This is a genomic window from Nocardia sp. NPDC058633 (assembly GCF_042717045.1).
In the GTDB taxonomy this organism is placed as follows: domain Bacteria; phylum Actinomycetota; class Actinomycetes; order Mycobacteriales; family Mycobacteriaceae; genus Nocardia.
Window position 1 is genome coordinate 35,493 of the sequence record NZ_JBHXRA010000017.1, and the last position, 23,950, is coordinate 59,442.

20 protein-coding genes and 1 pseudogene are annotated in these 23,950 nt (G+C 68.4%); 11 read left to right on the forward strand and 10 right to left on the reverse strand.

The genetic code is table 11. The features are described 5' to 3' along the window. Positions 1-2: 2 nt before the first annotated feature. Genes ACFWUR_RS22325 through ACFWUR_RS22335 form a run of 3 tightly spaced genes read right to left on the reverse strand, consistent with a single transcriptional unit; the run spans position 3 to position 3,537 of the window. Positions 3-1,394 carry a VWA domain-containing protein gene (locus ACFWUR_RS22325; RefSeq protein WP_378909283.1) on the reverse strand — a complete coding sequence of 464 codons (1,392 nt, stop codon included), beginning with the start codon at positions 1,392-1,394 and terminating at the stop codon, positions 3-5. Between the two features lie 2 nt (positions 1,395-1,396). Further along, positions 1,397-2,275 (reverse strand): AAA family ATPase, encoded by an 879-nt coding sequence (locus ACFWUR_RS22330; RefSeq protein WP_378909284.1) that lies wholly within the window; start codon positions 2,273-2,275, stop codon positions 1,397-1,399. Further along, a complete protein-coding gene (locus tag ACFWUR_RS22335) occupies positions 2,272-3,537 on the reverse strand; it encodes a glutamate-5-semialdehyde dehydrogenase (protein WP_378909286.1) in 1,266 nt (421 codons plus the stop codon). Before ACFWUR_RS22335 ends, ACFWUR_RS22330 begins: the two co-directional genes overlap by 4 nt. A gap of 227 nt (positions 3,538-3,764) precedes the next feature. On the opposite strand from ACFWUR_RS22335, the gene ACFWUR_RS22340 reads away from it, so the two are divergent. After that, positions 3,765-4,640: a ribokinase gene (locus ACFWUR_RS22340; protein ID WP_378909287.1), complete on the forward strand. Its 876-nt coding sequence runs from the start codon at positions 3,765-3,767 to the stop codon at positions 4,638-4,640. A gap of 18 nt (positions 4,641-4,658) precedes the next feature. Here ACFWUR_RS22340 and ACFWUR_RS22345 read toward each other — a convergent pair whose 3' ends face one another. Next, positions 4,659-5,480 carry a hypothetical protein gene (locus tag ACFWUR_RS22345; protein ID WP_378909288.1) on the reverse strand — a complete coding sequence of 274 codons (822 nt, stop codon included), beginning with the start codon at positions 5,478-5,480 and terminating at the stop codon, positions 4,659-4,661. 89 nt (positions 5,481-5,569) lie between these two features. Here ACFWUR_RS22345 and ACFWUR_RS22350 point away from each other — a divergent pair. From ACFWUR_RS22350 to ACFWUR_RS22380, 7 genes and pseudogenes are all read left to right on the forward strand, one after another. Further along, a pseudogene (locus ACFWUR_RS22350) lies at positions 5,570-5,872 on the forward strand (RtcB family protein); the annotation flags it as partial. Positions 5,873-5,966: 94 nt separating this feature from the next. Next, positions 5,967-8,090, forward strand: coding sequence for a RecQ family ATP-dependent DNA helicase (locus ACFWUR_RS22355; RefSeq protein ID WP_378909289.1), 2,124 nt, complete (start codon positions 5,967-5,969; stop codon positions 8,088-8,090). 76 nt (positions 8,091-8,166) lie between these two features. Next, entirely contained in the window at positions 8,167-8,556 is a 390-nt protein-coding gene (locus ACFWUR_RS22360) for a hypothetical protein (RefSeq protein WP_378909290.1), read from the forward strand. Positions 8,557-8,774: 218 nt separating this feature from the next. Beyond that, on the forward strand, positions 8,775-9,218 hold the full coding sequence (locus ACFWUR_RS22365) for an EXLDI protein (RefSeq protein ID WP_378909292.1): 444 nt from the start codon (positions 8,775-8,777) through the stop codon (positions 9,216-9,218). A gap of 29 nt (positions 9,219-9,247) precedes the next feature. Then, entirely contained in the window at positions 9,248-11,422 is a 2,175-nt protein-coding gene (locus ACFWUR_RS22370; RefSeq protein WP_378909294.1) for an MMPL family transporter, read from the forward strand. Positions 11,423-11,486: 64 nt separating this feature from the next. After that, positions 11,487-12,446 carry a non-homologous end-joining DNA ligase gene (gene ligD, locus ACFWUR_RS22375; RefSeq protein ID WP_378909296.1) on the forward strand — a complete coding sequence of 320 codons (960 nt, stop codon included), beginning with the start codon at positions 11,487-11,489 and terminating at the stop codon, positions 12,444-12,446. Positions 12,447-12,711: 265 nt separating this feature from the next. After that, the gene (locus ACFWUR_RS22380) at positions 12,712-13,662 is read left to right on the forward strand and encodes a D-isomer specific 2-hydroxyacid dehydrogenase family protein (RefSeq protein WP_378909297.1); all 951 of its coding nucleotides are present in this window, start codon (positions 12,712-12,714) and stop codon (positions 13,660-13,662) included. On the opposite strand, the gene ACFWUR_RS22385 is transcribed toward ACFWUR_RS22380, so the two are convergent. Then, on the reverse strand, positions 13,656-16,496 hold the full coding sequence (locus ACFWUR_RS22385; protein ID WP_378909299.1) for an AAA family ATPase: 2,841 nt from the start codon (positions 16,494-16,496) through the stop codon (positions 13,656-13,658). The genes ACFWUR_RS22380 and ACFWUR_RS22385 overlap by 7 nt on opposite strands. Before the next feature lie 89 nt (positions 16,497-16,585). Beyond that, positions 16,586-17,407 carry a DUF5602 domain-containing protein gene (locus ACFWUR_RS22390; protein ID WP_378909300.1) on the reverse strand — a complete coding sequence of 274 codons (822 nt, stop codon included), beginning with the start codon at positions 17,405-17,407 and terminating at the stop codon, positions 16,586-16,588. 193 nt (positions 17,408-17,600) lie between these two features. On the opposite strand from ACFWUR_RS22390, the gene ACFWUR_RS22395 reads away from it, so the two are divergent. From ACFWUR_RS22395 to ACFWUR_RS22405, 3 genes are read left to right on the forward strand one after another with little or no spacing between them, the layout of a single operon-like run. Then, positions 17,601-18,332 carry an ESX secretion-associated protein EspG gene (locus ACFWUR_RS22395; RefSeq protein ID WP_378909302.1) on the forward strand — a complete coding sequence of 244 codons (732 nt, stop codon included), beginning with the start codon at positions 17,601-17,603 and terminating at the stop codon, positions 18,330-18,332. 36 nt (positions 18,333-18,368) lie between these two features. Beyond that, positions 18,369-18,743 (forward strand): hypothetical protein, encoded by a 375-nt coding sequence (locus tag ACFWUR_RS22400; protein ID WP_378909303.1) that lies wholly within the window; start codon positions 18,369-18,371, stop codon positions 18,741-18,743. Further along, complete coding sequence (locus ACFWUR_RS22405) at positions 18,740-20,209, forward strand: hypothetical protein (RefSeq protein WP_378909304.1); 1,470 nt, start codon at positions 18,740-18,742, stop codon at positions 20,207-20,209. Before ACFWUR_RS22400 ends, ACFWUR_RS22405 begins: the two co-directional genes overlap by 4 nt. Positions 20,210-20,497: 288 nt before the next feature. Here the strand turns inward: ACFWUR_RS22405 and proB are convergent, their stop codons facing one another. The 4 genes from proB to rplU form a co-directional block, all read right to left on the reverse strand. Beyond that, positions 20,498-21,613: a glutamate 5-kinase gene (gene proB / locus ACFWUR_RS22410; protein WP_378909306.1), complete on the reverse strand. Its 1,116-nt coding sequence runs from the start codon at positions 21,611-21,613 to the stop codon at positions 20,498-20,500. Between the two features lie 111 nt (positions 21,614-21,724). Then, positions 21,725-23,188, reverse strand: a complete 1,464-nt coding sequence (gene obgE, locus ACFWUR_RS22415; RefSeq protein WP_378909308.1) for a GTPase ObgE — start codon at positions 23,186-23,188, stop codon at positions 21,725-21,727. A 121-nt stretch (positions 23,189-23,309) separates the two neighbouring features. Next, entirely contained in the window at positions 23,310-23,576 is a 267-nt protein-coding gene (gene rpmA / locus ACFWUR_RS22420; protein ID WP_056821498.1) for a 50S ribosomal protein L27, read from the reverse strand. A gap of 24 nt (positions 23,577-23,600) precedes the next feature. Next, complete coding sequence (gene rplU, locus ACFWUR_RS22425; protein WP_067456085.1) at positions 23,601-23,912, reverse strand: 50S ribosomal protein L21; 312 nt, start codon at positions 23,910-23,912, stop codon at positions 23,601-23,603. Positions 23,913-23,950 lie beyond the last annotated feature (38 nt).

Below are 23,950 nucleotides of genomic sequence, written 5' to 3' on the forward strand. Positions count from 1 at the left end.
CTTCAGACGGGCAGCAATCGGGAGACCACCTCGGTCAGCTGCCGAGCCGATCGGCACTCGTGCATCTCGATCACCGAACCGTAGTCACGAGCCGCTGAATCACCTGTCCCCCACAGATTTTTGGGTTCGGGATTGAGCCAGTGCGCGTGCCGGGCCTTGCCGACCAGTTCGCGCAGGGTGTCCAGTTGCGGGTTGCGGTAGTTGGTGCGGCCGTCGCCGAGGACCAGCAGTGAGCTGCGACTGGTGACGAATTCACCGAAGTTCTCGGCGAAGCTGGTGAGCGCGTAGCCGTAGTCGGAGTGCCCGTCGGCGTCGATGATGCGTGATTCGGTGAAGATCCGGGTCATCACGTCGTCGAGGCCCGCGTAAGGCTCGAAGAAGCCGGTGACCTCGTCGGTACGGTCGACGAAGGCGAAGATCCGTACCCGTGAGAACTGCTCACGCAGCGCGCTCACCAGCAGCAGCGTGAAGTTGCTGAACCCGGCCACCGAGCCCGAGATGTCGCACAGCAGCACCAGTTCCGGCCGGCCGGGGCGAGGTTTGCGGTTCACCAGGTCGATCGGTACCCCACCGGTCGACATCGAGGCGCGCAGGGTCTTGCGCAGGTCGATCTCGCCGCGGCGAGCGCGCTTGCGTCGCACCGCCAGCCGCGAAGCCAGGATTCGGGCCAATCGTTGGGTCCCGCGCCGCAATTCGGTGAGCTCGCGTTCGGAGGCACGTAAGAAGTCGGCGTCCTCGGCCTGGCGGGCGACGCCGTAGGTCGCGACGCGGTCGCGACCGATCTGTTCGGCCACGCGCCGGTTGGTCTCGGCTTCCACACTGGCCCGAAATCCCGCGATGCGTTCCCTGGCGACACGGCGCGCGACCTCGGTGTCCCGCTCGCTCGCATCCGGCGGCAGGGCGAGACCGGCGAGCACCTTGGCCAGCAGAGACTGGGGCGCGAGATCCTTGAGCGCCTGGTACGCGGAGAACGACGGCCCCCGCGCGGACTGGTACTGCCCTAGTTGCTCGACCACCTGCCCGGCCAGCAACTGCTGTCGGGGGCCGCTGTCGTCGGCGGCGAGCAGTTCGGCCAGTTGCTCGCGTAGTGCGGCGAGGTCGATCTCTCCCTCGGGAGTGCGCGGCAGGTCCGGAGTCTCGGCGCTGCGGTCACCCACAGCGACGGGGAACCACAGGTCGAACAGCCCGTCGAAGGTGGCTCGATGGGTGGGCCTGCGCAGCAGCGCGCAGGCAAGGCCCTCGCGCACCGCTTCACGATCGAGCAGGTCGAGCACGGTCAGCACCCGGCCCGCATCGACGGTTTCCGACGGTCCGACCGGCACGCCACGGGCACGGAGCGCACCGACGAAACCGGCGACGTGGCCGCCGATTCCGTGCGGAGCGGGCGCGGTCATGATCAGGCCAGTTTCAGCTCGGCCAGCGCGCGCTGGTGATCGCTTCGGTGCTTGAGCACCACACCGAGGGTGGCACGCACGGTCGCGTCGTCGAGATCAGCGGCGCCGAGCGCGAGCAAGGTGTTGCCCCAGTCGATCGTTTCGGCGACCGAGGGCAGCTTCTTGAGTTGCATTCCGCGCAGCACGTGCACGACCCGCACCAACTGCTCGGCCACCGTGCTCGGGAGTTCCGGGACGCGGCTGGCCAGGATGCGGCGCTCGAGGTCTTCATCGGGAAAGTCGAGATGCAGGTACAGGCAGCGGCGTTTGAGCGCCTCCGACAGTTCCCGGGTGGCGTTCGAGGTGAGCACCACGAACGGCTTGCGGGTGGCGGTGATGGTGCCCAGTTCGGGCACGGTCACCGCGAAATCGCTGAGCACTTCGAGCAGCAGGCCCTCGATCTCGACGTCGGCCTTGTCGGTCTCGTCGATCAGCAACACGGTCGGATCGGTGCGACGGATGGCGGTGAGCAACGGGCGCGAGAGCAAGAACTCCTCGGTGAAGACGTCGGCTTTGGTTTCGGCCCAATCGTTTTCACTCGACGCCTGGATGCGCAGGATCTGCTTGGCGTGGTTCCACTCGTAGAGCGCGCGCGCCTCGTCGACGCCCTCGTAGCACTGCAGGCGGACCAACTCGGCATCGGCGACCTGGGCCACCGCCCGCGACAGTTCGGTCTTGCCGACGCCGGCCGGACCTTCGATGAGCAGCGGTTTGCCCAGCCGATCGGCAAGGAAGACCGAAGTGGCCGTTGCCTTGTCGGCCAGGTAGCCGGTGGTGGCGAGCCGGTCGATGACATCGTCGACCGAGGTGAAGATCGGTTCCTGTACGAGAGCCACGATCACACCGGCCGAGTCTGGCCGTCGCCCCACACGATCCACTTCGTGGAGGTGAGTTCGGGCAGCGCCATGGGGCCGCGGGCATGCAGCTTCTGGGTGGAGATGCCGATCTCGGCACCGAAGCCGAACTGCTCACCGTCGGTGAACGCGGTGGACGCGTTCACCATCACCGCAGCGGCGTCGACGCGGGCGGTGAACTCGCGGGCGGCGGCCAGGTCGGCGGTGACGATGGCCTCGGTGTGGCCGGTGCCCCAGGTGTTGATGTGCTCGACGGCGGCATCGAGTCCGTCGACGACCTTCAGCGCGATGTCCATGGTGAGGTACTCCTCACCCCAGTCGGCATCGGTGGCCGGGACCTGACCGGGCAGATCGCCGTGGATGGTGACGCCAGCGTCCTCGAGTGCCTTGCCGATGCGGGGCAGCGCGGTCTCGGCGACGGCGGCGTCGATGAGTACGGTCTCGGCGGCATTGCAGACGCTGGGGCGGCGGGTCTTGGCATTGAGCACGATGGCCTCGGCCATGTCCAGGTCGGCGGCAGCGTGCACGTAGACGTGGCAGTTTCCGGTGCCGGTCTCGATGGTGGGTACCTGCGCGTCGCGGACGACGGCGTTGATCAGGCCTGCCCCGCCGCGCGGGATCACCACGTCGACCAGACCACGGGCCTGGATCAGGTGGGTGACGCTGGACCGGTCGTGGCTGGGCAGCAGCTGCACGGCATCGGCCGGGACGGCCTGGGCGACAAGGGCTTCGCGCAGTACCTCGACCAGGGCGGCGTTGGAGTGCGCGGCCGAGGACGACCCGCGCAGCAGCGCCGCGTTGCCCGACTTGAGGGCGAGGCCGAACGCGTCGACGGTGACATTGGGCCGTGCCTCGTAGACCATGCCGACCACACCCAGCGGCACACGGGTCTGACGGATCTCGAGGCCGTTGGGCAGAGTGGAACCGCGCACGATGACGCCGACCGGATCGGGCAGCGTGGCTACCTGACGCAGACCCGAGGCGATGCCGTCGATGCGGGCCTTGGTCAGGCGCAGCCGGTCGAGCAGATTCTCCTCGGTACCGGCGGCCTGCGCGGTCGCGATGTCGTCGGCATTGGCCGCGAGCACGCGATCAGCGGCGGCGAGCAGCGCGTCGGCCGCCGCGTGCAGTGCGTCGTTCTTCTGCGCCGTGGTCAGCTGCGCCAGCACACGGGACGCGACGCGAGCCCTGCGGGCGGCGTCGTGCACCGCTGCGCGGATGTCCAGCTCGGGGGTCACTTCTACCGTCATGGGTATCAGCCTACGCAGTCCACCACGCGCGCTCGCCGCCGCCCGGGACCCGGAATACCCCTCCGACCGGCACCGGGACCGAGTTGTCCACAGGTTCGGCGGCGCCGTCGACGGAGTTGTCCACAGGGCGTGAGCACTGATTTTCCGGGTGTGGCCGCGGACCGCCCGAAAGCCGCGAACCGCCCGAACCCGGTGGGCGCGGCAGCCTCACCGCTAGATTTACCGCCATGGATCGCCCTGATTCGCCGACCGTCGTCGTACTCGGCAGCGTCAACATGGATCTGGTCACGTCAACCGCACGCAGGCCCGCACCGGGTGAGACGGTGCTCGGGACCGCGTTCGCGACCGTGCCCGGCGGAAAGGGCGCGAATCAAGCGATCGCGGCGGCACGGTCCGGGGCTCGGGTGCGGTTTCTCGGCGCGATCGGCGATGATGCCTTCGGGACGGAGCTGGCGGTCGCGCTGTCGGAGGCGGGCGTCGACACCAGCTTGCTGCGCAGGGTCGATGGCGCCAGCGGCATCGCCACGATCGTCGTCGACGGCACCGGTGAGAACAACATCATCGTGGTCGCGGGCGCCAACGGGCGAGTGACCGAGCTGACGAACACCGAGCTCGCGGCGATCGCGGACGCCGATATCCTGTTGTGCCAGTTGGAGATTCCGATCGATACCGTGCTCGCCGCCGCTCGACATGCCCACAAGTCCGCCACCGTCGTCGCGCTGAATCCCTCGCCGGTTGCGCCGTTGCCCGCCGACCTCTGGGCCGCCGTGGACCTCGCGATCGTGAATTCCCTGGAATCCGAACAGTATTCGGCCGAGCTGGCACAGGTCGCGCACGTGGTTCGCACGCTCGGCAGGGACGGGGCGGCGTATCTCGGCGAAGTGGGAGCTGAACACTCCGTCGCGGGACTCGCCGTCGATGTGGTCGACACGACCGGAGCTGGTGACGCATTCACCGGTGCCCTGGTGGCTACCTGGAATCAGGGCGCGCCTACTGCACTGAAATGGGCAAACACCGCAGGCGCACTCGCGACCACAGCCCTCGGAGCGAGCTCGTCCATCCCCTGTCGTAGACAGATCGCGGCAGCGCTACATGCCGGGTGACCGACAAAGCCCACGGGATCAGGCTGCACCATTCCGTAGTCGCCAGCGCCGCGCCGAAACACTGCCAGCAGTGCGGCCCAGCCGCTCGGCCGCTTCCATCGGCCCATACTCCAAGACGATGTCATCATCGGCCGCCGTCCAGCGTTTCCGGCGGACGCCGTAACGACCGGCCTTCTCTGGAGGAGGGGCCCAACAAGCGATATGCGCTGCGGCAGTACGTTTACGCTCGACACCGATGACATCCGGCGAGTACCACGCCCAAGCCGCGAGCTGGGCAGCAGCGTGATTGAGCACCATGACGTTGGCAACGCCATCCCGCCGGTTCGGGCGACAACTCCGCTCCACTCCGCAGACCTTTTGCACAGTGCGGCAGAAGAACTCCGCGGCTAGGGGGCTGGCGGTCACAAAGCTCACGAAAGGCTCTCCCTTTCGCGTGAATCCGATCGAGCCATCGCCGTCCAGGAGCCCACGCAGGTAGTCGGCCTCGGCGAAGGGCGTCAGCGGCGGCCGAATCTCTGTGGCCTTGCGACCGACGGTCACCCCGAGCTCCGCGAACGCGCGCCTCGTGGCACGGTCATAGAATCGCAGGGTGGCGGTCTCGGAGTGAGGCGAGAAATTCGTCGCCCGACTTCGATGACCAATCGATGAATAGCACGGAAGAGCTTGCGCTAGATGTGTCAGGACGCTTTCATCCCTGACAGCGACCTCGAGCGAGATGCGCCCTTTCCGATCCAGATTTCCCTCGTGCCAGCCATCGGCCTGGAGCAGGCCGATCGCGTAGGCGACTGCGGGCATTTCCGGGTTCAGTACCACTTCAGCGATGCTGGTGCGGCCTCGCATACAAGATCCCCCGATCGTCCGTCACGCCCTGGAAACCGAATGGGACCATACTGCCACCAAAGGGTGTGTCCTTCATCACGGAATGGGGCCTCGGGTTGGTTCGGAGTTCGATGGGGACACGGTCGTATGTGTTGCGGGGCAAGGGGAATCCCGCGTCGTTCCAGTCGGCCTCGCACGGTGCGGGGCGGCGGTTGAGCCGGTCGGCGGCCAAGCGGCAGTTCACGGTCGCGGACCTGGTTGCGCAGACCGAGGGCGTGGAATCGAGGAAGGACGCGGGCGTGGTCGATGAGATCCCGGCCGCGTACAAAGACATCGACCAGGTGATCGCGGCGCAGGCCGATCTGGTCGATGTGGTGGCGACGCTGCGGCAGGTGCTGTGCGTGAAGGGCTGATCCATCGTCGGCGCAGGGTGCTCGCCACTCCTGCGCCGACGGGCAGTCTGTGTTGCCGATCGAACCTGTCGGAGGTGTACGGCACGATAGGCGCATGACCTCCCCCGCAGGCAACGATGTGCTCGACCTGACGGCTCCCGACCTGCGCGAACGAGCCGAGGTGCTGCTCGGAGAGCTCGCCGGTCCCCACGCGCGGTTGCGGGAGGATCAGTGGATCGCGATCGAAGCACTGGTCGTACAGCGACGACGGGCGCTGGTGGTGCAGCGGACCGGGTGGGGTAAGTCGGCGGTGTATTTCATCGCGGCCAAGTTGTTGCGCAGGGCCGGGCGTGGGCCGACGGTGATCGTGTCGCCGTTGCTGGCCTTGATGCGCAACCAGGTGGCAGCCGCCGAGCGGGCCGGGGTCGTGGCGGCCACGATCAATTCGGGCAATGTGACCGAGTGGGACGAGATCCATCAGCGGGTGGCCGACGGTGCGGTCGACGTACTGCTGGTGAGCCCGGAACGGTTGAACAACCCCGACTTTCGTGATCAGGTGCTGCCGCGCCTGGCTGCCGACGCCGGTCTCGTCGTCATCGACGAAGCACACTGTGTGTCGGACTGGGGCCACGATTTCCGGCCCGATTACCGCCGAATCCGAACGCTGATCGCCGACCTGGGGTCGGACGTGCCGGTACTGGCGACCACCGCGACCGCCAACGACCGGGTGGTCACCGATGTGGCCGGCCAGATCGGCACCGACACGCTGGTGTTGCGCGGCACGTTGGATCGCGAGTCGTTGCATCTGTCGGTGGTGCGGTTCGACGACGCGGTGCAGCGCACGGCGTGGCTGGGTGAACAGCTCACTCGGATGCCGGGCTCGGGCATCATCTACTGCCTCACCGTCGCCGCCGCCAACGATCTGGCCGATCTGCTGAATTCGCACGGCCACACCGTGGCCGCCTACACCGGCCAGACCGATCCCGCCGAACGCGAGATGCTCGAGGCGGCGCTGCTGAACAACGAGGTCAAGGCCTTGATCGCGACGTCGGCGCTCGGCATGGGTTTCGACAAGCCCGATCTCGGATTCGTCGTGCACGTCGGGGCGCCGTCCTCGCCGATCGCCTACTACCAGCAGGTCGGTCGCGCCGGCCGCGGCACCGAGCGCGCGGAGGTCGTCCTGCTGCCCGGCCCCGAGGACGCGCGGATCTGGAGCTACTTCGCCTCCGTCGCCTTCCCGCGTGAACACATCGTGCGTTCGGTGCTCGCCGCGCTGGACACCGACAAGGTGATGTCGACGGTGGCGCTCGAACCACTCGTCGAGCTGAACAGATCGCGTCTCGAAATGGTGCTGAAGGTTCTCGACGTCGACGGTGCCGTGCGGCGGGTACGTGGCGGTTGGCTCTCGACCGGTCAGGACTGGACCTACGACACCGAACGCTACGAGGGCTTGGCCGCGGCGCGCGATGCCGAACAACAGGCGATGATCGACTACCAGTCGACGACGACGTGCCGGATGACCTTCCTGCGCCGCCAACTCGACGATCCCGGCCTCGGCGGCCTGGCGACAGCAGATCTCGACTGCGGCCGCTGCGACAACTGCACCGGCACGCGGCCCGATACCACCGTCGACGACGCCGCGATCGCCGCGACCCGAGCACGCCTGGACCGTCCCGGCCTCGACCTCGCCCCCCGCAAGCAGTGGCCGAGCGGCATGGCGAAATTGGGAATCCCGTTGTCGGGCAAGATCTCCGGCGGCGCCGAAACCGGCCGTGTACTCGGCCGGCTCACCGACCTCGGCTGGGGCATGCGTCTGCGCGCCCTGCTCGACGCCCCTGACGCACCGGTTCCCGACGCGGTCTTCGATGCCTGCATCGCGGTGTTGCGGGATTGGACCTGGACCACCCGCCCCACGTCGGTGCTCGCCCTCGAATCTTCCCGCTACCCCCGACTCACCACCAGCCTCGCCGAGCGCCTGGCCCAGATCGGCCGACTCGACAACCTCGGCACCCTGCACACCCGACCAGATCGGCCCCCGGTCTCCGCGGCGAACTCCGCCCACCGAGTGGCCGGGCTGTTCGACTCCTGGGAAGTCCCAGACCTCTCCGGGGTCGAGGGCCCCATCCTGCTCGTGGACACCCTCACCGACACCGGCTGGACCATGACCGTCGCCGCCCACGCCCTTCGCACCAGCGGCGCCGACGCGGTCCTGCCCTTCGCCCTGGCCACTCCTACCTGACCCCACCCACACGCCGAATGCCCAACACGCCGCCCAGATTGTGTGCACCTCCCACCACCAGTGCTTGAATGCGCCTATGACCAGGACCACATTTGCTCGAACCCTGATGGCCGTCGCCGCGGGCTGTGCGGCCGGATTCACCCTCTTGACCGTTCCCGCCCAGGCGTCGAACGAGAACCCCCTCGACTGCTCCGGAGTGCCCGGCGCACAGGCCGCCGCCGACCGCGAGAGCGCCCGGCGTGGTATCGCCATTACGCCGCTGTGCTTCAGCGGCGGCCTCTACAGCGGCATCCACGCCGGTATTCCCCTGGCGGTACTCAATCCGCTGACCATGCCGGGGACCGCGAGCGTGTGCGTCGCGGAGCGCGAAACCGTCGAGGCGGCAGCGAAATTCGAATGGACCGAACAGGTCCACGTGATGCCGATGTGCATTCAGAACCGGGCGTTCGGCGTCTACGAGCTGTAGTTCCACCCGAATGTAGGCAGGCCCGCACGGGTTGATCCGTGCGGGCTTTTTTACCCCTTGCTCTATACGTATACATCTACTTATAGTGAGTCGGACGGAACACGCACAGCTACTCACAACCGAACACCGACCCACGACGACGACGGCCCGGAACGAGGGGCACGCCGCTCGTACACCCATGCCAATATGCGCACTTCTTTATAGAATCGGAGCGATCGATGACCCCCGAAACCCACCCGAACACGGCTGCCGTGGACACCACCGGGCCGAAGACCACCGACAACGACGGCTTCGCGCCGATCACCGTGAAGGTCGGCCCCGGCGGCGGACGCACCCAGCGCTTCACCGGTCGACAGGTCGGCGAATCACGCCAGGTGACCCGCAAGGCCATCGACACCGTCCGGATCTACCTCACCCGCAAGGGCAACTTCCTTGTTCACAAGCAGAGCTCCGCGTGGTCGGACTACAACGAGCTCGGCGACTGGACCGCGGACTGGAAGAACTGGCGCTCGATTCTCGGCAAGGGCGAGCAGAGCTGGGGCGACTACACCACCGAGGTGGTCGATTCGCTCGACGCCTTGCGCCCACTGGTCTCACCGAAGGTCCATCGGATGATCGTCGACCGAGTCCAGCACCCGGTGAACCACGACCTCGACGTCTGAGCAGCCGGACCGGGAAAGGACTTACCGTTATGTTCGCCAGACTGGGGCGCGTCGTCGTCCACCATCCCTGGAAAGTGATCGGGCTCTGGGTGCTCGCGATCGTCGCCGTGTTGTCGACGGCGCCGACGCTCACCGCGACGACCGACCAATCCGAGTTCCTGCCTTCGCATTACGAGTCGATCCAGGCGATGAAGCTGCAGGAGCGGGCATTTCCGCAGCACGCCGCGCCCGCCGCGCTCATCGTGGTGGTCCGCGCGGACGGCGCGGCACTGACCGACGACGACTCGGCCACTGTGACCGCGGCCGCTGCGGCTCTCACCGCACGCGATATCGAGGGCGTCACCGGTCTTCAGGTGACACCACCGTCGGAAAACCGCTTGGTCCAGGTCGTCGCCGTGCAGATGACCAAGCTCACCGACGCCGCCGACAAGACGCAAGGCGAGGCGGTGCAGAGCCTGCGCGAACACCTGAGGGAACAGGTGCGTGACACCGGGCTGAAGGCGGGCGTCACCGGGACGGCGGCGCAGACCCTCGATCAGACCGAGGAGGGCGAGAAGGGCATGGCGATCATCGGCATCGCGACGATCGTCCTGATTTTGGTGCTGCTGCTGATCATCTTCCGCAGCCCGGTCATCGCGTTGCTGCCGGTGATCACCATCGGCGCGATCTCGAGCACCGTCAGCGGCCTGATCGCGATGGCCGCCACGGCGTTCGACCTCGATATCGACACCTCGATCAGCGCGATCCTGCTGGTTGTGCTGTTCGGTGTCGGCACCGACTACATCCTGTTCCTGATGTTCCGCTACCGGGAGCGACTGCGGGCGGGCGATGATCCGAAGTCCGCGATGGTCAATGCTGTGGCCCGCGTCGGCGAGGCCATCACCTCGGCGGCGGCCGCGGTGATCATCGCGTTCATGGCACTGACGCTGTCGAGCCTCGGGATGTTCCGGGCAATGGGTCCGGCGCTGGCGATCGCGGTCGCGGTGGCGCTGCTGGCCGGTCTCACCCTGGTGCCCGCGATCGTCTCGCTGCTCGGCACGACAGTGTTCTGGCCGTCGAAGGCCTGGCAGGTCGAGCCGAGCAGTGCCCGGTTCGGCGCGATCGGTGCGGCGATGGGCAGACGACCCAGTGCGTTCGCCGTCGCCTCCGGCGGTGTGCTGGTGGCGCTCGGGGTATTCGCGGTCGGCTTCAACCCGACCTTCGACCTGAACTCGGGCGCGACCTCCGACGCCTCCGAGTCGGTGGCTTTCACCACCGAACTGGTCAAGGGCATGCCCGCCGGTGCCACCCAGCCCTCGGATGTGCTGGTGCACTCGTCCGACGGGCCGCTCGGCGATGACCAGCTCACGACTTACCGGACGGCATTGGCCCAGGTCGATGGCGTAGGACAGGTCGGGCAGGCACAGCTGTCGACGGATCGGACGATCGCGAACTTCCAGGTGACGCTCGCCGACGCACCCGAATCCGACGCCGCACTGGACACGGTGGCCGGGCCGCTGCGTGATGTCGCGCATCAGGCAGCGCCACCGGGGACCACCGCGGCGGTCGGCGGTATGACCGCGGTGTTCGTGGACTTCGAGGACGCGATGAATCACGACTACGCGATCGTGTTCCCGGTGGCCGCGATCCTGATCATGCTCGTGCTGGCGCTGCTGCTGCGCAGTCTCGTCGCTCCCTGGTACCTGATGGCCTCGGTGTTTCTCGGCTTCGCCGCGACCCTCGGCGCGACGGTGCTGGTGTTCCAGCGGATCCAGGGTGAGAACGGCCTGATCTTCACGCTGCCGGTGATCATGTACCTGTTCGTCGTCGCGCTGGGTACCGACTACAACATCCTGATGGTCGCCCGCTTGCGCGAAGAAGCCCGCGAGGGGCACAGCCCACGGGAAGCGGCGGCGCTGGCTGTGCGACACACCGGGCCGACGGTGGCCGCGGCCGGTCTCATCCTGGCAGGCACGTTCGCCTCGATGATGTTGGCGGGCAACAGCACCCTGTCGCAGATGGGCTTCGCCATCTCGGTGGGCATCGCGATCGCCGCATTCGTGATGGCGATGTTCTTCACCCCCGCCGTGACCGCACTGCTCGGTCGCCGCGCGTGGTGGCCCGGACACGGCGGTGACAGCGCCGAGGACAAGCAGTCGCGAGGGGTTGAGCACTCCTACGCCCAGCGCGACTACTCGCCGTCGACCCGCCACGGTCGCCGGTAACGCGCACACCGACGCAGGCTCGCTCCCCCGCCGGGAGCGGGCCTGCTCGTCTATCGTTGGGCGGGTGGCCAAGTCTGCGGCGCCCGCGGTCGAACTTCCGGTGGGTGAGCACACGGTGCGGGTCAGCAATCCCGACCGGGTGTACTTTCCCGAGCTCGGCGTGACCAAGCTCGACCTGGCGCGGTACTACCTGAGCGTCGGCGACGGCATCGTCAACGCCTTGCGGGATCGGCCGTGCATGCTGCACCGATTCCCCAAAGGGCTGCCCGGTGGGAAGGTGCACCAGAAGCGGGTGCCCGCGGGTGCGCCGGACTGGATTCCGACGGTGCGCGTGTACTTCCCGCGCTATGGCAGACATGCCGACGAGCTGTGTGTGCACGAGCTCGCGGAGGTGATCTGGGCTGTGCAGATGTCCACGGTCGAGTTCCATCCCTGGAATTCGCGAGCCGCCGATACCGAGTCGCCGGACGAATGGCGCATCGATCTCGATCCGATGCCGGACTGCCCGTGGTCGCGGGTGCAACGAGTCGCCGGGGTGGTGCACGAGGTACTCGACGAGTTCGGCGCGGTCGGCTGGCCGAAGACCTCCGGCGGGTCCGGGCTGCACGTGTATGTGCGGATCGCGCCGGAGTACGGGTTCGGACAGGTCCGACGGGCCGCGCTCGCCTTCGCGCAGCAGGTGCAGCGGCGGGCGCCCGAGGACGTCACGACGGCGTGGTGGCGCAAGGACCGCGATCCCGCGCAGCTGTTCGTGGACTACAACCAGAACGCCCGCGACCACACCATCGCCGCCGCCTACTCCGTGCGTGGCGTACCGGAGGCGACCGTGTCGACCCCGGTTCGCTGGACCGAGATCGACGACATCGTGCCGCGCGACTTCACCATCCAGACCGTGCCCGCCCGATACGCCGAGCTCGGCGACCTGCAGGCCGGGATGGACAACGCCGTCTTCGACATCGCGCCGCTGCTGGAACTGGCCGACCGGCACGGCCTCGACGAGCCCGTCGACCTCGACGAATCGTGAGCCGTCCGGCCGCACAGGCGAGACGGCGTCCGGAACCCCGGTACAGCGAGTCGCCGCGGCGGTGAGCCTCGCGACCAGCCGCTCAGCACGCGCGACCGAGGCGAGGCCGTGGTCGGCTGCGGCCGCCGGGACGGCAGATGGAGGGTGCGGCGTCGCCGTCGACGGCGACGAGGAAGAATCAGAATCCGGCGACCGCGCGCGGTGCCGATGACAACGCTCCAGCCGCAGTGCGGCGCCCGACAGTCGATCGACCCAGGAGGTCTCTGTGCAGGAATCCGCGACCACGATCGCGATCGCCCCGGACCGATCGGCACCGCGCTTGCTCGAGAAAGCGGTTGTCGGAGCGGGCGCTCGGGTCGGCGAGCTCGCGGCGGCCGACGCACTGATCTGGACCGGTCGACCCGGTGACTTCCCGGTCACGCTGCCGCCGTCGGTGCGCTGGGTGCAGTTGCCCGCCGCGGGAATCGAGGACTTCTTCGACGCAGGGGTGTTCACCGCGCACCCGGACGTGCGGTTCACCTCCGCGGCCGGTGCCTTCTCGCACAGCGTCGCCGAGCACGCGCTGATGCTGCTGCTGGCCGGGGTGCGGTATCTGCCCGAACAGTTGCGGGCGACGTCGTGGCAGCAGCGCGAGTTCTTCCCGCACGTCGGGTCGTTGCGCGGCAAGACGGTGACGATCGTCGGCGCGGGCGGGATCGGGCGCGCGTTGATCCCGATGCTGGCGCCGCTGGGTGCCCATGTGATCGCGGTGAACCGGTCGGGACGCCCGGTGCGCGGTGACGGCATTCCCGCCGATGTCGAGACGGTGCCGACCGAGCAGCTGGCTCGCGTGTGGTCGCATACCGATCATGTGGTGGTCGCGGCGCCGGCGACGGCGCAGACCCGCCATCTCATCGGTGCCGACGAGCTGGCCAGGCTCAAGCCGTCGTCCTGGGTGATCAATGTGGCCCGTGGCAGCCTGATCGACACCGACGCGCTGGTCGGCGCGCTGACCAGCGGGCTGATCGGTGGCGCCGGTCTCGATGTCACCGACCCGGAACCGCTGCCCGACGGGCACCCGCTGTGGACGTTGCCGAACGCGATCATCACCCCGCACGATTCGAACCCGCCGCAGCTGCGGCTGGCGGCGTTCGCCGACCATGTGGGCGCGAATGTGGCGCGGTTCGTCGCGGGCGAGTCGTTGACGGCGATTGTCGAGACCTCCCGGGGTTACTGAGGAATCCGACCGCTCACCCAGGCGGCGATCTGGCTGCGTGTGGCGAAGCCGAGCTTGGTGAGAATGTGCTGGACGTGATTTTGCGCGGTGCGGTCGGAAAGGACGAGGGCGGCGGCGATCTCGTGATTGGTGAGGCCGCGCGTGACCAGCTCGGCGACTTCTCGTTCGCGCGGTGTCAGTGTGGCGCGACCGATTTCGTGTGCGGCGATCCCGCGAAGCCTGCGTTCCCACGGCGTCATGCCCAAGGAGATCGCCGTCGGCAGTGCCGCTTTCGCGAGAACCACCGCATCGGCGGTGTCGCCGTGCGCGAGTAACAGCTCGGCGAGTTCGCAATCGGCTTCGACGGCGAACCCGGGGGCGCCGATCGCGCGAGCGGTGCACCCGGCGGCTCGCAGTTGCGCGCAGGCGGTGTCCGGATCACCCAGTGCCGCAGCGAATTTACCCAGCCACAGGGCGACCGGGCCGAGATAGTGCGCGTTGCCGCCACCTCCGGTGACGTGCATGCCCGGATACCGACTCAGTTGTTCGCGGAAGTAGTCGACGTCGTCGTCGATGCCGAGCGCGGCGGCTACCGCCCCACCGATCGCGAGCACATTGATGCGAAAGTACGGCGGGACCGCCCATTTCCGGGGTGGACCGAGACCGCGATAGAGCGGTTCGGCTTCGGCGGTGAGTCCGCTGTCCACCAGCGGGAAGGCGGTGCCGAGCGCGGCGAACAGCAGGTTGCGCACCTCCCCGCGCCCCGGAACACCGGCAGCCGTCAACGACTCGCGGCGATGGCCGCGGTGGTGACCGACCACGGCGAGCAGCGCCCGGTAGGCGCCCTGCCCTGCCGGGTGCCCGAGTGTCGCCGCGAGCTGGTGTGCCTGTCCGGCGAGGTCGAGCGCGTCGTCGAAGTCGGCGCGAGCCTGGGCCAACGCCGCCTGTGCGATGAGCAGGTGCCACCCCGACATGGGGCCGCCGGTCCGCTCGGAACACCAACGCAGACAAGACAGTTCATCGGCTATATCGCTCAACTCCCCCTGCTCCCACAATGCGTCGATGCGCCACAACCTGCCCCACATCTCCACGGCGGGATCGCGCGCGCGTTCGCCCGCGTCGATCATCCGGGCGGCGAGTTCGCGGTGTTCGCCACGGTGCTCGGGTCCGCTGCAGGCGAGTTGACGGGCGCGCAGGGCGGCGGCCAGGACGCCCGGGTCGTCACTGCGATCCGCGGATTCCAGCGCGGCCCTGCTCGATTCATCGACACCGTCGAGACGGCCCAGATAGATCGCGGTTTCGGTGGCGCGCGCGAGCAGCCTCGCCCTCAGCGATTCGGGCAAGGCACCGGTGGGCACGTCGGACGGGGAATCGACGGCTGCCCGGTCCGGCAGGCCGTCAGCGGCCAACGCTTCGGTGCAGGCGTCGGCGAGATCACGATCCCAGGTTCGGTCGCCGATCGGCTCGAGTACCAGCGCCGCCTCGGCGAGCAGCACCGCGGCCGCTGGTCGACACCGCGCACTCCTGCCGTCCCGAAGAACACGGTCGACGCCACCGGCCGCGCGCGCGATCGCCCGTGCGGCCGCACAGTCCGCCTGCGCGGCAGTCAGGTCACCCGCGCGCACCGACGCGGTCGCGCGGTGGAGCAGCAAACCACCACGGTCGAGCGGGTCGAGGCCTGCCGCGTGCGTCAACGCCAGCCCGTAGAGCCGCACGGCTTCCTCGAACGCGAGCCCCCGCAAGGCGACCTGCGCCGCGCGGCTCGCCCAGCGAACCGCGGGCTCGTGCGCGCCACCTACGGCGGCGTTGGCCCAATGCCAAGCCAACGCGGCCGAATTCGACTCCACCGCATCGGGATACAGTTCCTCGATAGCCAGCGCCGCGCGTTGATGCAGCACCACACGCTGCTGGAGCGAGAGCCCGTCGAGCAGGGCGGCCCGCACGAGGGCATGGGTGAAACGCACCGCGCCCGGTTCGTCGGCGGTTACCAGCAGCCCCGCGTCGATCGACTCGTCCACCGACGCGAGGCAGTCCGAGGCACAGCGTTCGACGAGCCGGGCGGCGACCGCGATCGTGAACCGCTCGCCCAGGATCGACGCCGCCCGCAACAGCTCCTGCGCGGGGGTCGAGCGGGGAGTCATCCGGCCGCGCACCACCTCACGCAGGCTGGTGGGCATACGCAGTGCGTCGTCGGTGGAACCACGCAGGGATCTGCCGAGCTCTCGCAGGTAGAAGGGGTTTCCCGCAGTCATGTCGAAGGCCTCGCCCGAGAGGCGGTCGGGGAGCTCACGACCCGCCTCGACCCGCAGGCAGTGGGCGGAGTCGGCGGGCGAGAGTCCGCGCAGGTGCAGTGAGCCGACGACGGGTTCGCGCAGGAGGTCGGGTTTGATGGTGGTCCAGCCGGAGCCCGCGGCACCGCAACATTCGGTGACGCACACCATCAGCCGACGCTCACGCAGCGCACGGACCACGTAGAGCAGCGCTTGCAACGATGGTTCGTCGGCCCAGTGAATGTCGTCGACGACCAGCAGAACACCGCCCTGCACGCCGTCCAGACCGGCGGCGAATTTGTCGAACAACGCCACCCGGTCGACACCGGGTGGCGGCGCGCTCGTGCCGAGCGCCTGGTGCCACAGCCAGAACGGCGGCGTATCGGGCAACTCGAGAGCACGCGCCCACAGGGTGCGCACACCGTCTCGTCGCGCGCGCCCGGCCAGTTCCGCCGCCAACCTGGTCTTGCCGACTCCCGCCTCGCCGGAGCAGATCACCAGTTGGGGCGCACCACGCACCGCGGCGTCGAGCCGACCCAGCAACTCGGCCAGTTCACTGTCGCGCCCGATCAACTCGGTCGGCACACCTCACCTCCGAGTATCAGAGCATACTCGCAGGTGAGGGGCTAAAACAGGGGTATACTCACCGCCGCCGCGGTGACACGGGAGCGGCGTCAGGAGGCGGTGCGCTCGACCAGGCCACCGACCGCGACCACATACTCCTTCGCCTCGTCGTCGAAGTCGATCGAATAGGTGGTCGGGTAACGGGTCGAGTGCTGGTAGGCCTGGGGTTGGGTGATGTCACCGGTGAAGGACGGCTTGGTGAGCAGCCAGTCCCTGGTGAACATCGGCTCGGTGAAGATGTACTGGCCGTCCCACGCGCCGCTGATCAAGGTCTGGGTGAAGTCGAACTGGCCGGGGACCAGCGGTTTCGTGCCGTCGACCCAGTGCACACCCATCGCGGGCACCGCCTGCACCTCGATCGGCTCCGGCAGGGTGGTGTAGCCGGTGGGCATGTACTTGGCGTCGGGCTTGACGCTCGCCTTGGCGAGGAACTGCGGATCCTGCGGGTTGATCGCCTGTACCGCGGCATCGTCGATGAAATAGAAGTGCGTGTCGAAATGCGGCTTGTCGAACATGCCGATCGGTGGGTGGCCGTGCGGGACCCAGTCGAAGGTGAGGTGGTCGACCACCGTGCCCTCGGCTTCCTTCGGGAACGCCATGCCGGGGCTGGCCGGCGGTGGCCCCTCGGGCATCGTGGCGGGGACCGGAAGCCCCTCCAACGCCGATTCCTGGATACGCAGGCCGAGTTCGGTGGGACGGCCGTCCTCGTCGGTGGTCACGTAGGTGCGGATCTGCCCGTTACCCATGGACCGTTCGTCGCCGTAATAGGTCTTCGAGTCGGAATTGTCACCGCACGCGGCTCCGGAGGCGAGCACGAGCGCGGCCGCCAGCGCCGTCGTGAGTATTCGCGCGCGCCGCTTGATGTCGGACATGACCGCTCCCTTCGACGGGTCAGTCCTGAACGTAGAAGGGTTCGCCGACGCGAGCGTCCGCCGAAATACTCATCTCGAGTACTCATAGCGGAAAAGACTCCGTGCGAAAGACTCGACAGCGGAACGGTGAGCCGGAATTGGACACGGCGGTTAGGCTGTCCACGTCCTGAGTTCGGTAAGGATGGGATCGGCAATGGGATGGACCTTCACCGCTGACGAATTCGCGCACGTCTGGCGGGAATCAGGTCAGGATCGTATGCCGTTTCCGCTGCGGGTGCTCGAGTCGCCGCACACGGAGAACGACGCGGCCCGGTTGCGCGCGGGACTGCACGACCGACTACCCGGGGTCGACCCCGACCTCGCTGCCTGCCTGCGGATCATCGCCGAACCGCACGCCAGGATCGTGCTGGTCGGCGGCGCCCACACTCCCGGCAGCGAAATCCGGCTGCTCGCCTGTGCGGTCTACGACCACGCGGTGCTGGTGGTGCAAGATCCGAGCACCCGGCCCGATTACGGTGGCAACGTGCGTGTTTCGATCGGGCACACCGCGGGGATCGGAGCTCGCGTCACCGCCTGTCTGCCCGATACCCCACCCGGGCGTGAACCAGCCCGCGAGGCCGCGACCGACGCGGTGCGCGACGAGGAAACCGTGCTCGCGACCCATCCGGCGGTGCCGCGTATCCAGCGATTATTGCGCAGGCCGCACACCGCCGAGGGCCACATCCGCATCGAAACCGGCCTGGACCGGCCCGCCCCGAACCCGCCGGTGCACTACAGCTGGATCGATGTGGCCAATGACGGTCGCTACCTGCTGCGCGCGGGCGAAACCGTGCACGTGGTACCCGCGTCGACTGGTCAATTGGCCGCACAGTTGCAGCGCAGATTGGTGCCCTCGCACAGTTCGCACAGCAGAAGGTCCGGCTAACCTGGACTGCACCGCATCATCTGGAGGGGAGACGCGTTGACGATCGAGAGCAGCAGAGCCGAGATCTCCCGGTTCCGCAGCGCCGCCGCGGCGGGGACACTGACATTCGACCCCGATGCCGCGCGCCGGTGCGCCGATCTCTACGAACAGCAGGCCGAGCATCTCGCCCAGTTGCGTCAGGGGCTCGAGAACGCTTCAGAGACAGAGGGGTTCGGTGGGTTCGTCTCCGCTCAGCAGTTGCAGGCGGGCTTCGCGCACAAGGCACGCGACGCCGCCGAACTGCTCGACCGCTACATCGAGGCGGCCTACCGGATGAAGGAGGCGTTCCTGCTGAGCGCGGGACTCTACGAGGAAGCAGACGCCGCCGCGGCCGCCGCCCTGCGCGCAGTCGCCGCGAGGGTGCGCGGATGAGCACCGACCCCACCTACATCAGTGCGATGGAACATTTCGAATCCATGCCGCACGAACAGATCTACACGCGCGCCCAGCAGATCGATGCCGGTGCCATCCTCGGCGCGTCGATGACCTGGCTGGAGACCGCTGCCACCCTCACCACCTCGATGCCGCTGACCAAAGCCGGCGCCGACCGGGTGATCAACGAAACCGGCTGGTCCGGCGTCGCGGCCGATGCCGCCGCCGCGAGCACCCGCAGCTTCGCCGCCTCCATCGACGAACTGGCCGCGGTGATGGCCGAAGTCGGCGCTCGGCTCGGCGGAGTCGCCGCGGCCGCCGAAGCGGTGAAGCTGGCCGTCGTCGCCCCCGGCGGATCGGGCCCGATCGGGGCGATCGCCCGGCTGCTGGAGACCGCGCAGGTGATCGACGCGCAGATGGCGGCCGAGGCGCTGCGCCAGGAAGCCGTGCTGGCGATGAACATGATCTACAAGCCGGCGTACTCGCTCGCCGGAACCGGTGTTCCCGCGTTGCCCACGGCTCCCGGGGAAACGGAATCGCCGTCCGGTCGAGCGGGTTCACCCTCACAGGGCAACGGGTCGACTCCGAGTCCTGGCACGAGTCCCGCTGCACCGCAGGGTGATTCACCGGACTCGCCACAGGACCCGGAAGACGGATCGACGCCCGGTGATGCTCCAGCGCCCGGCACCCCGGTGACACCGGGCGAGGACCCCGAGGCTTCCGCGCCGACGGAAAATCCTGCGCCCCAAGGTCAGGGCTCCACTCCACAGCCTCCGACATCGGAGACACCGGCGCCCACCACCGAGCCGCCCACGCCGTCTACCGAAACACCCGCGCCCACAACCGAAGCTCCCGCGCCGACTTCCGAGGCTCCCGCTCCCACCACGGAAGCGCCCGCGCCGTCTACCGAGGCTCCCGCTCCCACTACGGAAGCGCCCGCGCCACCCGCACCCACTACCGAAGCCGAGCCGCCCGCTCCGCAAAGCCAAGCTCCGACCACTCCCCCGACGAGTTCGCCCAGCGAGACGCCCGCCCCCCTGCCCTCGCAGACGAACCAGCTACCGACACAGCAGGATTCGAATCCTCCGACACCGAGGCCACCGACGGTGGAGACGCCGCCGCCCACAGAAGCTCCCGCGCCGACCTCGGAACAACCTGCGCCACCGCCGCCCTCGCCGACACCACAGCCGCCTGTCACCGAGTCGACCCCACAGCCGCCGGCGCCCGAACCGCCGGCACAGCCGGACGTGCCCCCGCCGAGCTCGGAGCTACCGGCCTCCCCGGCTCCTCCCGGTCGCCAAGCGCCACAACCACTTCCGCTGCCCGGCATGCCCGACATGTCCGATCCCGGCGGTCAGCCCGGCGTCACCGGGCCGGTCCCCGGGACCGAGGGCCCGCCGGAACCTGCCCAGCCCGCACCGCCTACCGACACCGCTCAGCCCGGAGTGGTCCCACCACGGCGGTAGTACGTGGAAGCCGGTCGGTCAGCTGGTGACGCTCCCCGGCCTGAGCGCGATGGTGAGTCGGCGTGCTGCCCAGTGTCGGGACGCGGGTACGACCAGCACGCCCGACTTGCGGAGTCCGCAATGCGGCGGGAGTCGACAAGGATCACGCGGGCGGATGCAATCCCCGGGTGACCGCCATCGGCCGAACCGAAAAGTGACTGCGGCCCACCCACCGGTCCCGACCCGCACATCCGCGGCGGGTGCCCGTCGAACGCGGCCACCCGGTCGGCGATCGCGCGCGCGTTCCGATCAGACGTTGACGAGGTCGTCGGCGTGGATGACCGGGCGTTGCATCGTGTCGGGAAGGTCGGTGGTGGAGCGGCCGAGCATGGTGGTGAGTTCGGTGCTGTCGTATTCGATGACGCCCCGGGCGATGATCTCGTCGTCGGGGCTGACCAGGTCGACCACATCGCCGCCGAAGAAGCGGCCGCGAATGCCGGTGATGCCTGCCGCCAGCAGGGAGTGGCGCTGGGCCACCGCGTGCACGGCGCCGGCGTCGAGCATGACCGCGCCACGGGGATCGGCGGCGTGGCGGACCCAGAACTTGCGGCCGGACAGGCGAATCGAGCGGGCGACGAAGGCGGTGCCCACCGTGCCGTCGGTGAGGGCCGACGAGGCGTCGGCGGCCGCGGCCAGCAGGACCGGGATGCCCGCGTCGGCGGCGAGGCGGGCGGCGGAGAGTTTGGAGGCCATGCCGCCGGTGCCGAGGGCACCACCGCTGCCCGCGATGACCCCGTCGAGGTCGGCGCTACCGCGCACCTCGGGGATGAAGGTGGCCGCGCCCTTGCGGGGGTCACCGTCGTAGAGGCCGGACACATCCGACAGCAGGATCAGGGCCTCGGCACCCACCAGGTGCGCGACCAGGGCGGCGAGGCGGTCGTTGTCGCCGAAGCGGATCTCCTCGGTGGCGACCGTGTCGTTCTCGTTCACCACCGCGATCGCACCGAGCGAGCGCAACCGGTCGAGGGTGCGCTGGGCGTTGCGGTGATGCTCGCGCCGGGCGAAGTCGTCGGCGGAGAGCAGGATCTGGCCGACGGTGCGGCCGTAGCGGGCGAACGAGGTACCCCAGGCGTGCGCCAGGGCCAGCTGGCCGACGCTGGCCGCGGCCTGCTTCGTCGCGAGATCCTTGGGCCGCTTCGACAGACCCAGCGGTGCCAGACCCGCGCCGATCGCGCCCGAGGACACGACCACCACATCCGAGCCCGCCCGCATCCGGGCTTCGACCGCGTCGGCCAGCAGATCGAGTCGACCGGTGTCGAGCCCGCCTTCGAGGCTGGTCAGCGCCGACGAACCGATCTTCACCACCACGGTGCGCGCCGACACGATCGCCGCGCGTCCCCGATTCAGCTCCGAACCCACCTGCATCGTTCAACTCCCTGCACCACGATCACCGAAGATCCGAACCAGCGGAACCCATCGCAGTATGCCGATCGAACGGTCGCGCCCGACAGCGAATTTCGCCGGGCGCGACCACTCTCACTCTTTCCGTTCGCCGTTTTCGTCGAGCAGACCACGCCGCGCCTGCGAGGCGAGCTTGCGCTCGGCCGCACCGATCCGGTCGTTGGTCTCGAGACGGAGGTCGGTACCGCGGCCGGTGGGCTGCATATCGACACCCGCCGACACCTGCGGCTCCCATTCGAAGGTGACGCCCGCGATGGTGACCGGGCACCCCGGCTGAGCGCCCTGCTTGACCAGCGCGGCTTCGACACCGAGCCGAGCCAGGCGGTCGGCCAGGTAGCCGACGGCCTCGTCGTTGTTGAAATCGGTCTGGCGGATCCACCGCTCGGGCCGGGTGCCACGCACAACGAAACCACCGGGCTCGTGCGGATCGGCGATAACGCTGAAACCGGTCTCGTCGGTCGCGATCGGGCGGATGATGGTGCGCTTGGGCGCGGCCTTGGGGTGATCTTCGCGGTACTGGCGGACCATGTCGGCCAGCGCGAAGGTCAAGGGACGCAGGCCCGCACGGCTCACCGCGGAGATCTCGAACACCGGCCAGCCGCGTTCGGCGAACTCCGCCGACACCATCTCGGCCAGTTCGGCCGCGTCGGGCACGTCGGTCTTGTTGAGGATCACCACGCGCGGCCGGTCGGCCAGGTCACCCAGGCTGGCGTCACCCGACAGGGCCGGCTTGTAGGCGGCGAGTTCGGCTTCGAGGGCATCGACGTCGGACACCGGGTCGCGGCCGGGTTCCAGGGTCGCGCAGTCGACGACATGGGCGAGCACCGCACAGCGTTCCAGGTGGCGCAGGAAGTCCAGGCCGAGACCACGGCCTTCGCTGGCACCGGGAATCAGGCCGGGCACATCGGCGACGGTGAACGTGGTGTCACCGGAGAGCACGACGCCGAGGTTCGGGACGAGCGTGGTGAACGGGTAGTCGGCGATCTTCGGCTTGGCGGCCGAGAGCACCGAGACCAGCGACGACTTACCCGCCGAGGGGAATCCGACCAGGCCGACATCGGCGACCGACTTCAGTTCGAGAACGAGATCGAGCTCTTCGCCCTCTTCGCCGAGCAGCGCGAAACCGGGCGCTTTGCGCGCCTTCGATGCCAGCGAGGCATTGCCGAGACCACCACGACCACCGCGGGCGATGATGAACCGGTTGCCCACGCCGACGAGGTCGACGACGACCTTGCCGTCGCCGTCGACGACAACCGTGCCGTCGGGCACCGAGAGCACCAGATCGGCGCCGTTCTTGCCTTCGCGATTACTCCCCTCGCCCGGCTTGCCGTTGCCCGCCTTGGCGTTGGGGTGGAAATGGAAATCGAGCAGGGTGTGGACGTTGGCGTCGACCTCGAGGATCACGTCGCCGCCGTTGCCGCCGTTGCCACCGTCGGGGCCACCGAGCGGCTTGAACTTCTCACGATGCACCGAGGCGCAACCGTGTCCACCTCTACCGGCACGAACATGCAGCACGACGCGGTCGATGAATTTGGACATGGGTTGATCCTCCTCCTTCTGACTTGTCGTTTGCGGTAAGGGTGGGACGAACACGACAGAGCGGGCCAGGGAATCAACCCTGACCCGCTCTGGTGTCTGTGGGGAGCGTAGCTCCAGGCGGTCAGGCCTGGACCGGCTCCGGTACGACGATGTTGACGGTCTTGCGGCCACGCTTGGTGCCGAACTCGACCGCGCCCGCCTCGAGGGCGAACAGCGTGTCGTCGCCACCACGGCCGACGTTCACGCCCGGGTGGAAGTGAGTGCCACGCTGGCGGACCAGGATCTCGCCCGCGCTGACCTTCTGGCCGCCGAAACGCTTCACGCCGAGGCGCTGGGCGTTCGAATCGCGGCCGTTCCGGGAGCTGGATGCGCCCTTCTTATGTGCCATTGCTTCGTCTCCTCGGGAAAATTCTTACTTGATGCCGGTGACCTTGATGACCGTCAGCGGCTGACGGTGACCCTGGCGCTTGTGGTAGCCGGTCTTGTTCTTGAACTTGTGGATCCGAATCTTCGGGCCCTTGGTCTGGTCGATGACCTCAGCGGCCACGGAGATCTTGGCCAGCTTGTCGGCGTCGGTGGTCAGATCGGTGCCGTCGACGACGAGAACCGGGGTCAGCGCCACGGCGGTGCCGACCGCGCCCTCGATCTTCTCGACCTTCACCAGGTCACCGACCGCGACCTTGTACTGCTTTCCGCCGGTCTTGACGATTGCGTACGCTGCCATCGGTCGGCTTCCTCCACTCACATTGGTCCTGCACATGT

Bases quoted from the DNA above. Each gene is read 5' to 3' on its own strand.
- proB (WP_378909306.1), bottom strand. From the start codon at position 21,613: ATGCAGGTGGGTTCGGAGCTGAATCGGGGACGCGCGGCGATCGTGTCG.
- ACFWUR_RS22335 (WP_378909286.1), bottom strand. From the start codon at position 3,537: ATGACGGTAGAAGTGACCCCCGAGCTGGACATCCGCGCAGCGGTGCAC.
- rplU (WP_067456085.1), bottom strand. From the start codon at position 23,912: ATGGCAGCGTACGCAATCGTCAAGACCGGCGGAAAGCAGTACAAGGTC.
- ACFWUR_RS22325 (WP_378909283.1), bottom strand. From the start codon at position 1,394: ATGACCGCGCCCGCTCCGCACGGAATCGGCGGCCACGTCGCCGGTTTC.
- rpmA (WP_056821498.1), bottom strand. From the start codon at position 23,576: ATGGCACATAAGAAGGGCGCATCCAGCTCCCGGAACGGCCGCGATTCG.
- ACFWUR_RS22370 (WP_378909294.1), top strand. From the start codon at position 9,248: ATGTTCGCCAGACTGGGGCGCGTCGTCGTCCACCATCCCTGGAAAGTG.
- ACFWUR_RS22345 (WP_378909288.1), bottom strand. From the start codon at position 5,480: ATGCGAGGCCGCACCAGCATCGCTGAAGTGGTACTGAACCCGGAAATG.
- obgE (WP_378909308.1), bottom strand. From the start codon at position 23,188: ATGTCCAAATTCATCGACCGCGTCGTGCTGCATGTTCGTGCCGGTAGA.
- ACFWUR_RS22355 (WP_378909289.1), top strand. From the start codon at position 5,967: ATGACCTCCCCCGCAGGCAACGATGTGCTCGACCTGACGGCTCCCGAC.
- ACFWUR_RS22390 (WP_378909300.1), bottom strand. From the start codon at position 17,407: ATGTCCGACATCAAGCGGCGCGCGCGAATACTCACGACGGCGCTGGCG.
- ACFWUR_RS22405 (WP_378909304.1), top strand. From the start codon at position 18,740: ATGAGCACCGACCCCACCTACATCAGTGCGATGGAACATTTCGAATCC.
- ACFWUR_RS22395 (WP_378909302.1), top strand. From the start codon at position 17,601: ATGGGATGGACCTTCACCGCTGACGAATTCGCGCACGTCTGGCGGGAA.
- ACFWUR_RS22360 (WP_378909290.1), top strand. From the start codon at position 8,167: ATGACCAGGACCACATTTGCTCGAACCCTGATGGCCGTCGCCGCGGGC.
- ACFWUR_RS22365 (WP_378909292.1), top strand. From the start codon at position 8,775: ATGACCCCCGAAACCCACCCGAACACGGCTGCCGTGGACACCACCGGG.
- ACFWUR_RS22340 (WP_378909287.1), top strand. From the start codon at position 3,765: ATGGATCGCCCTGATTCGCCGACCGTCGTCGTACTCGGCAGCGTCAAC.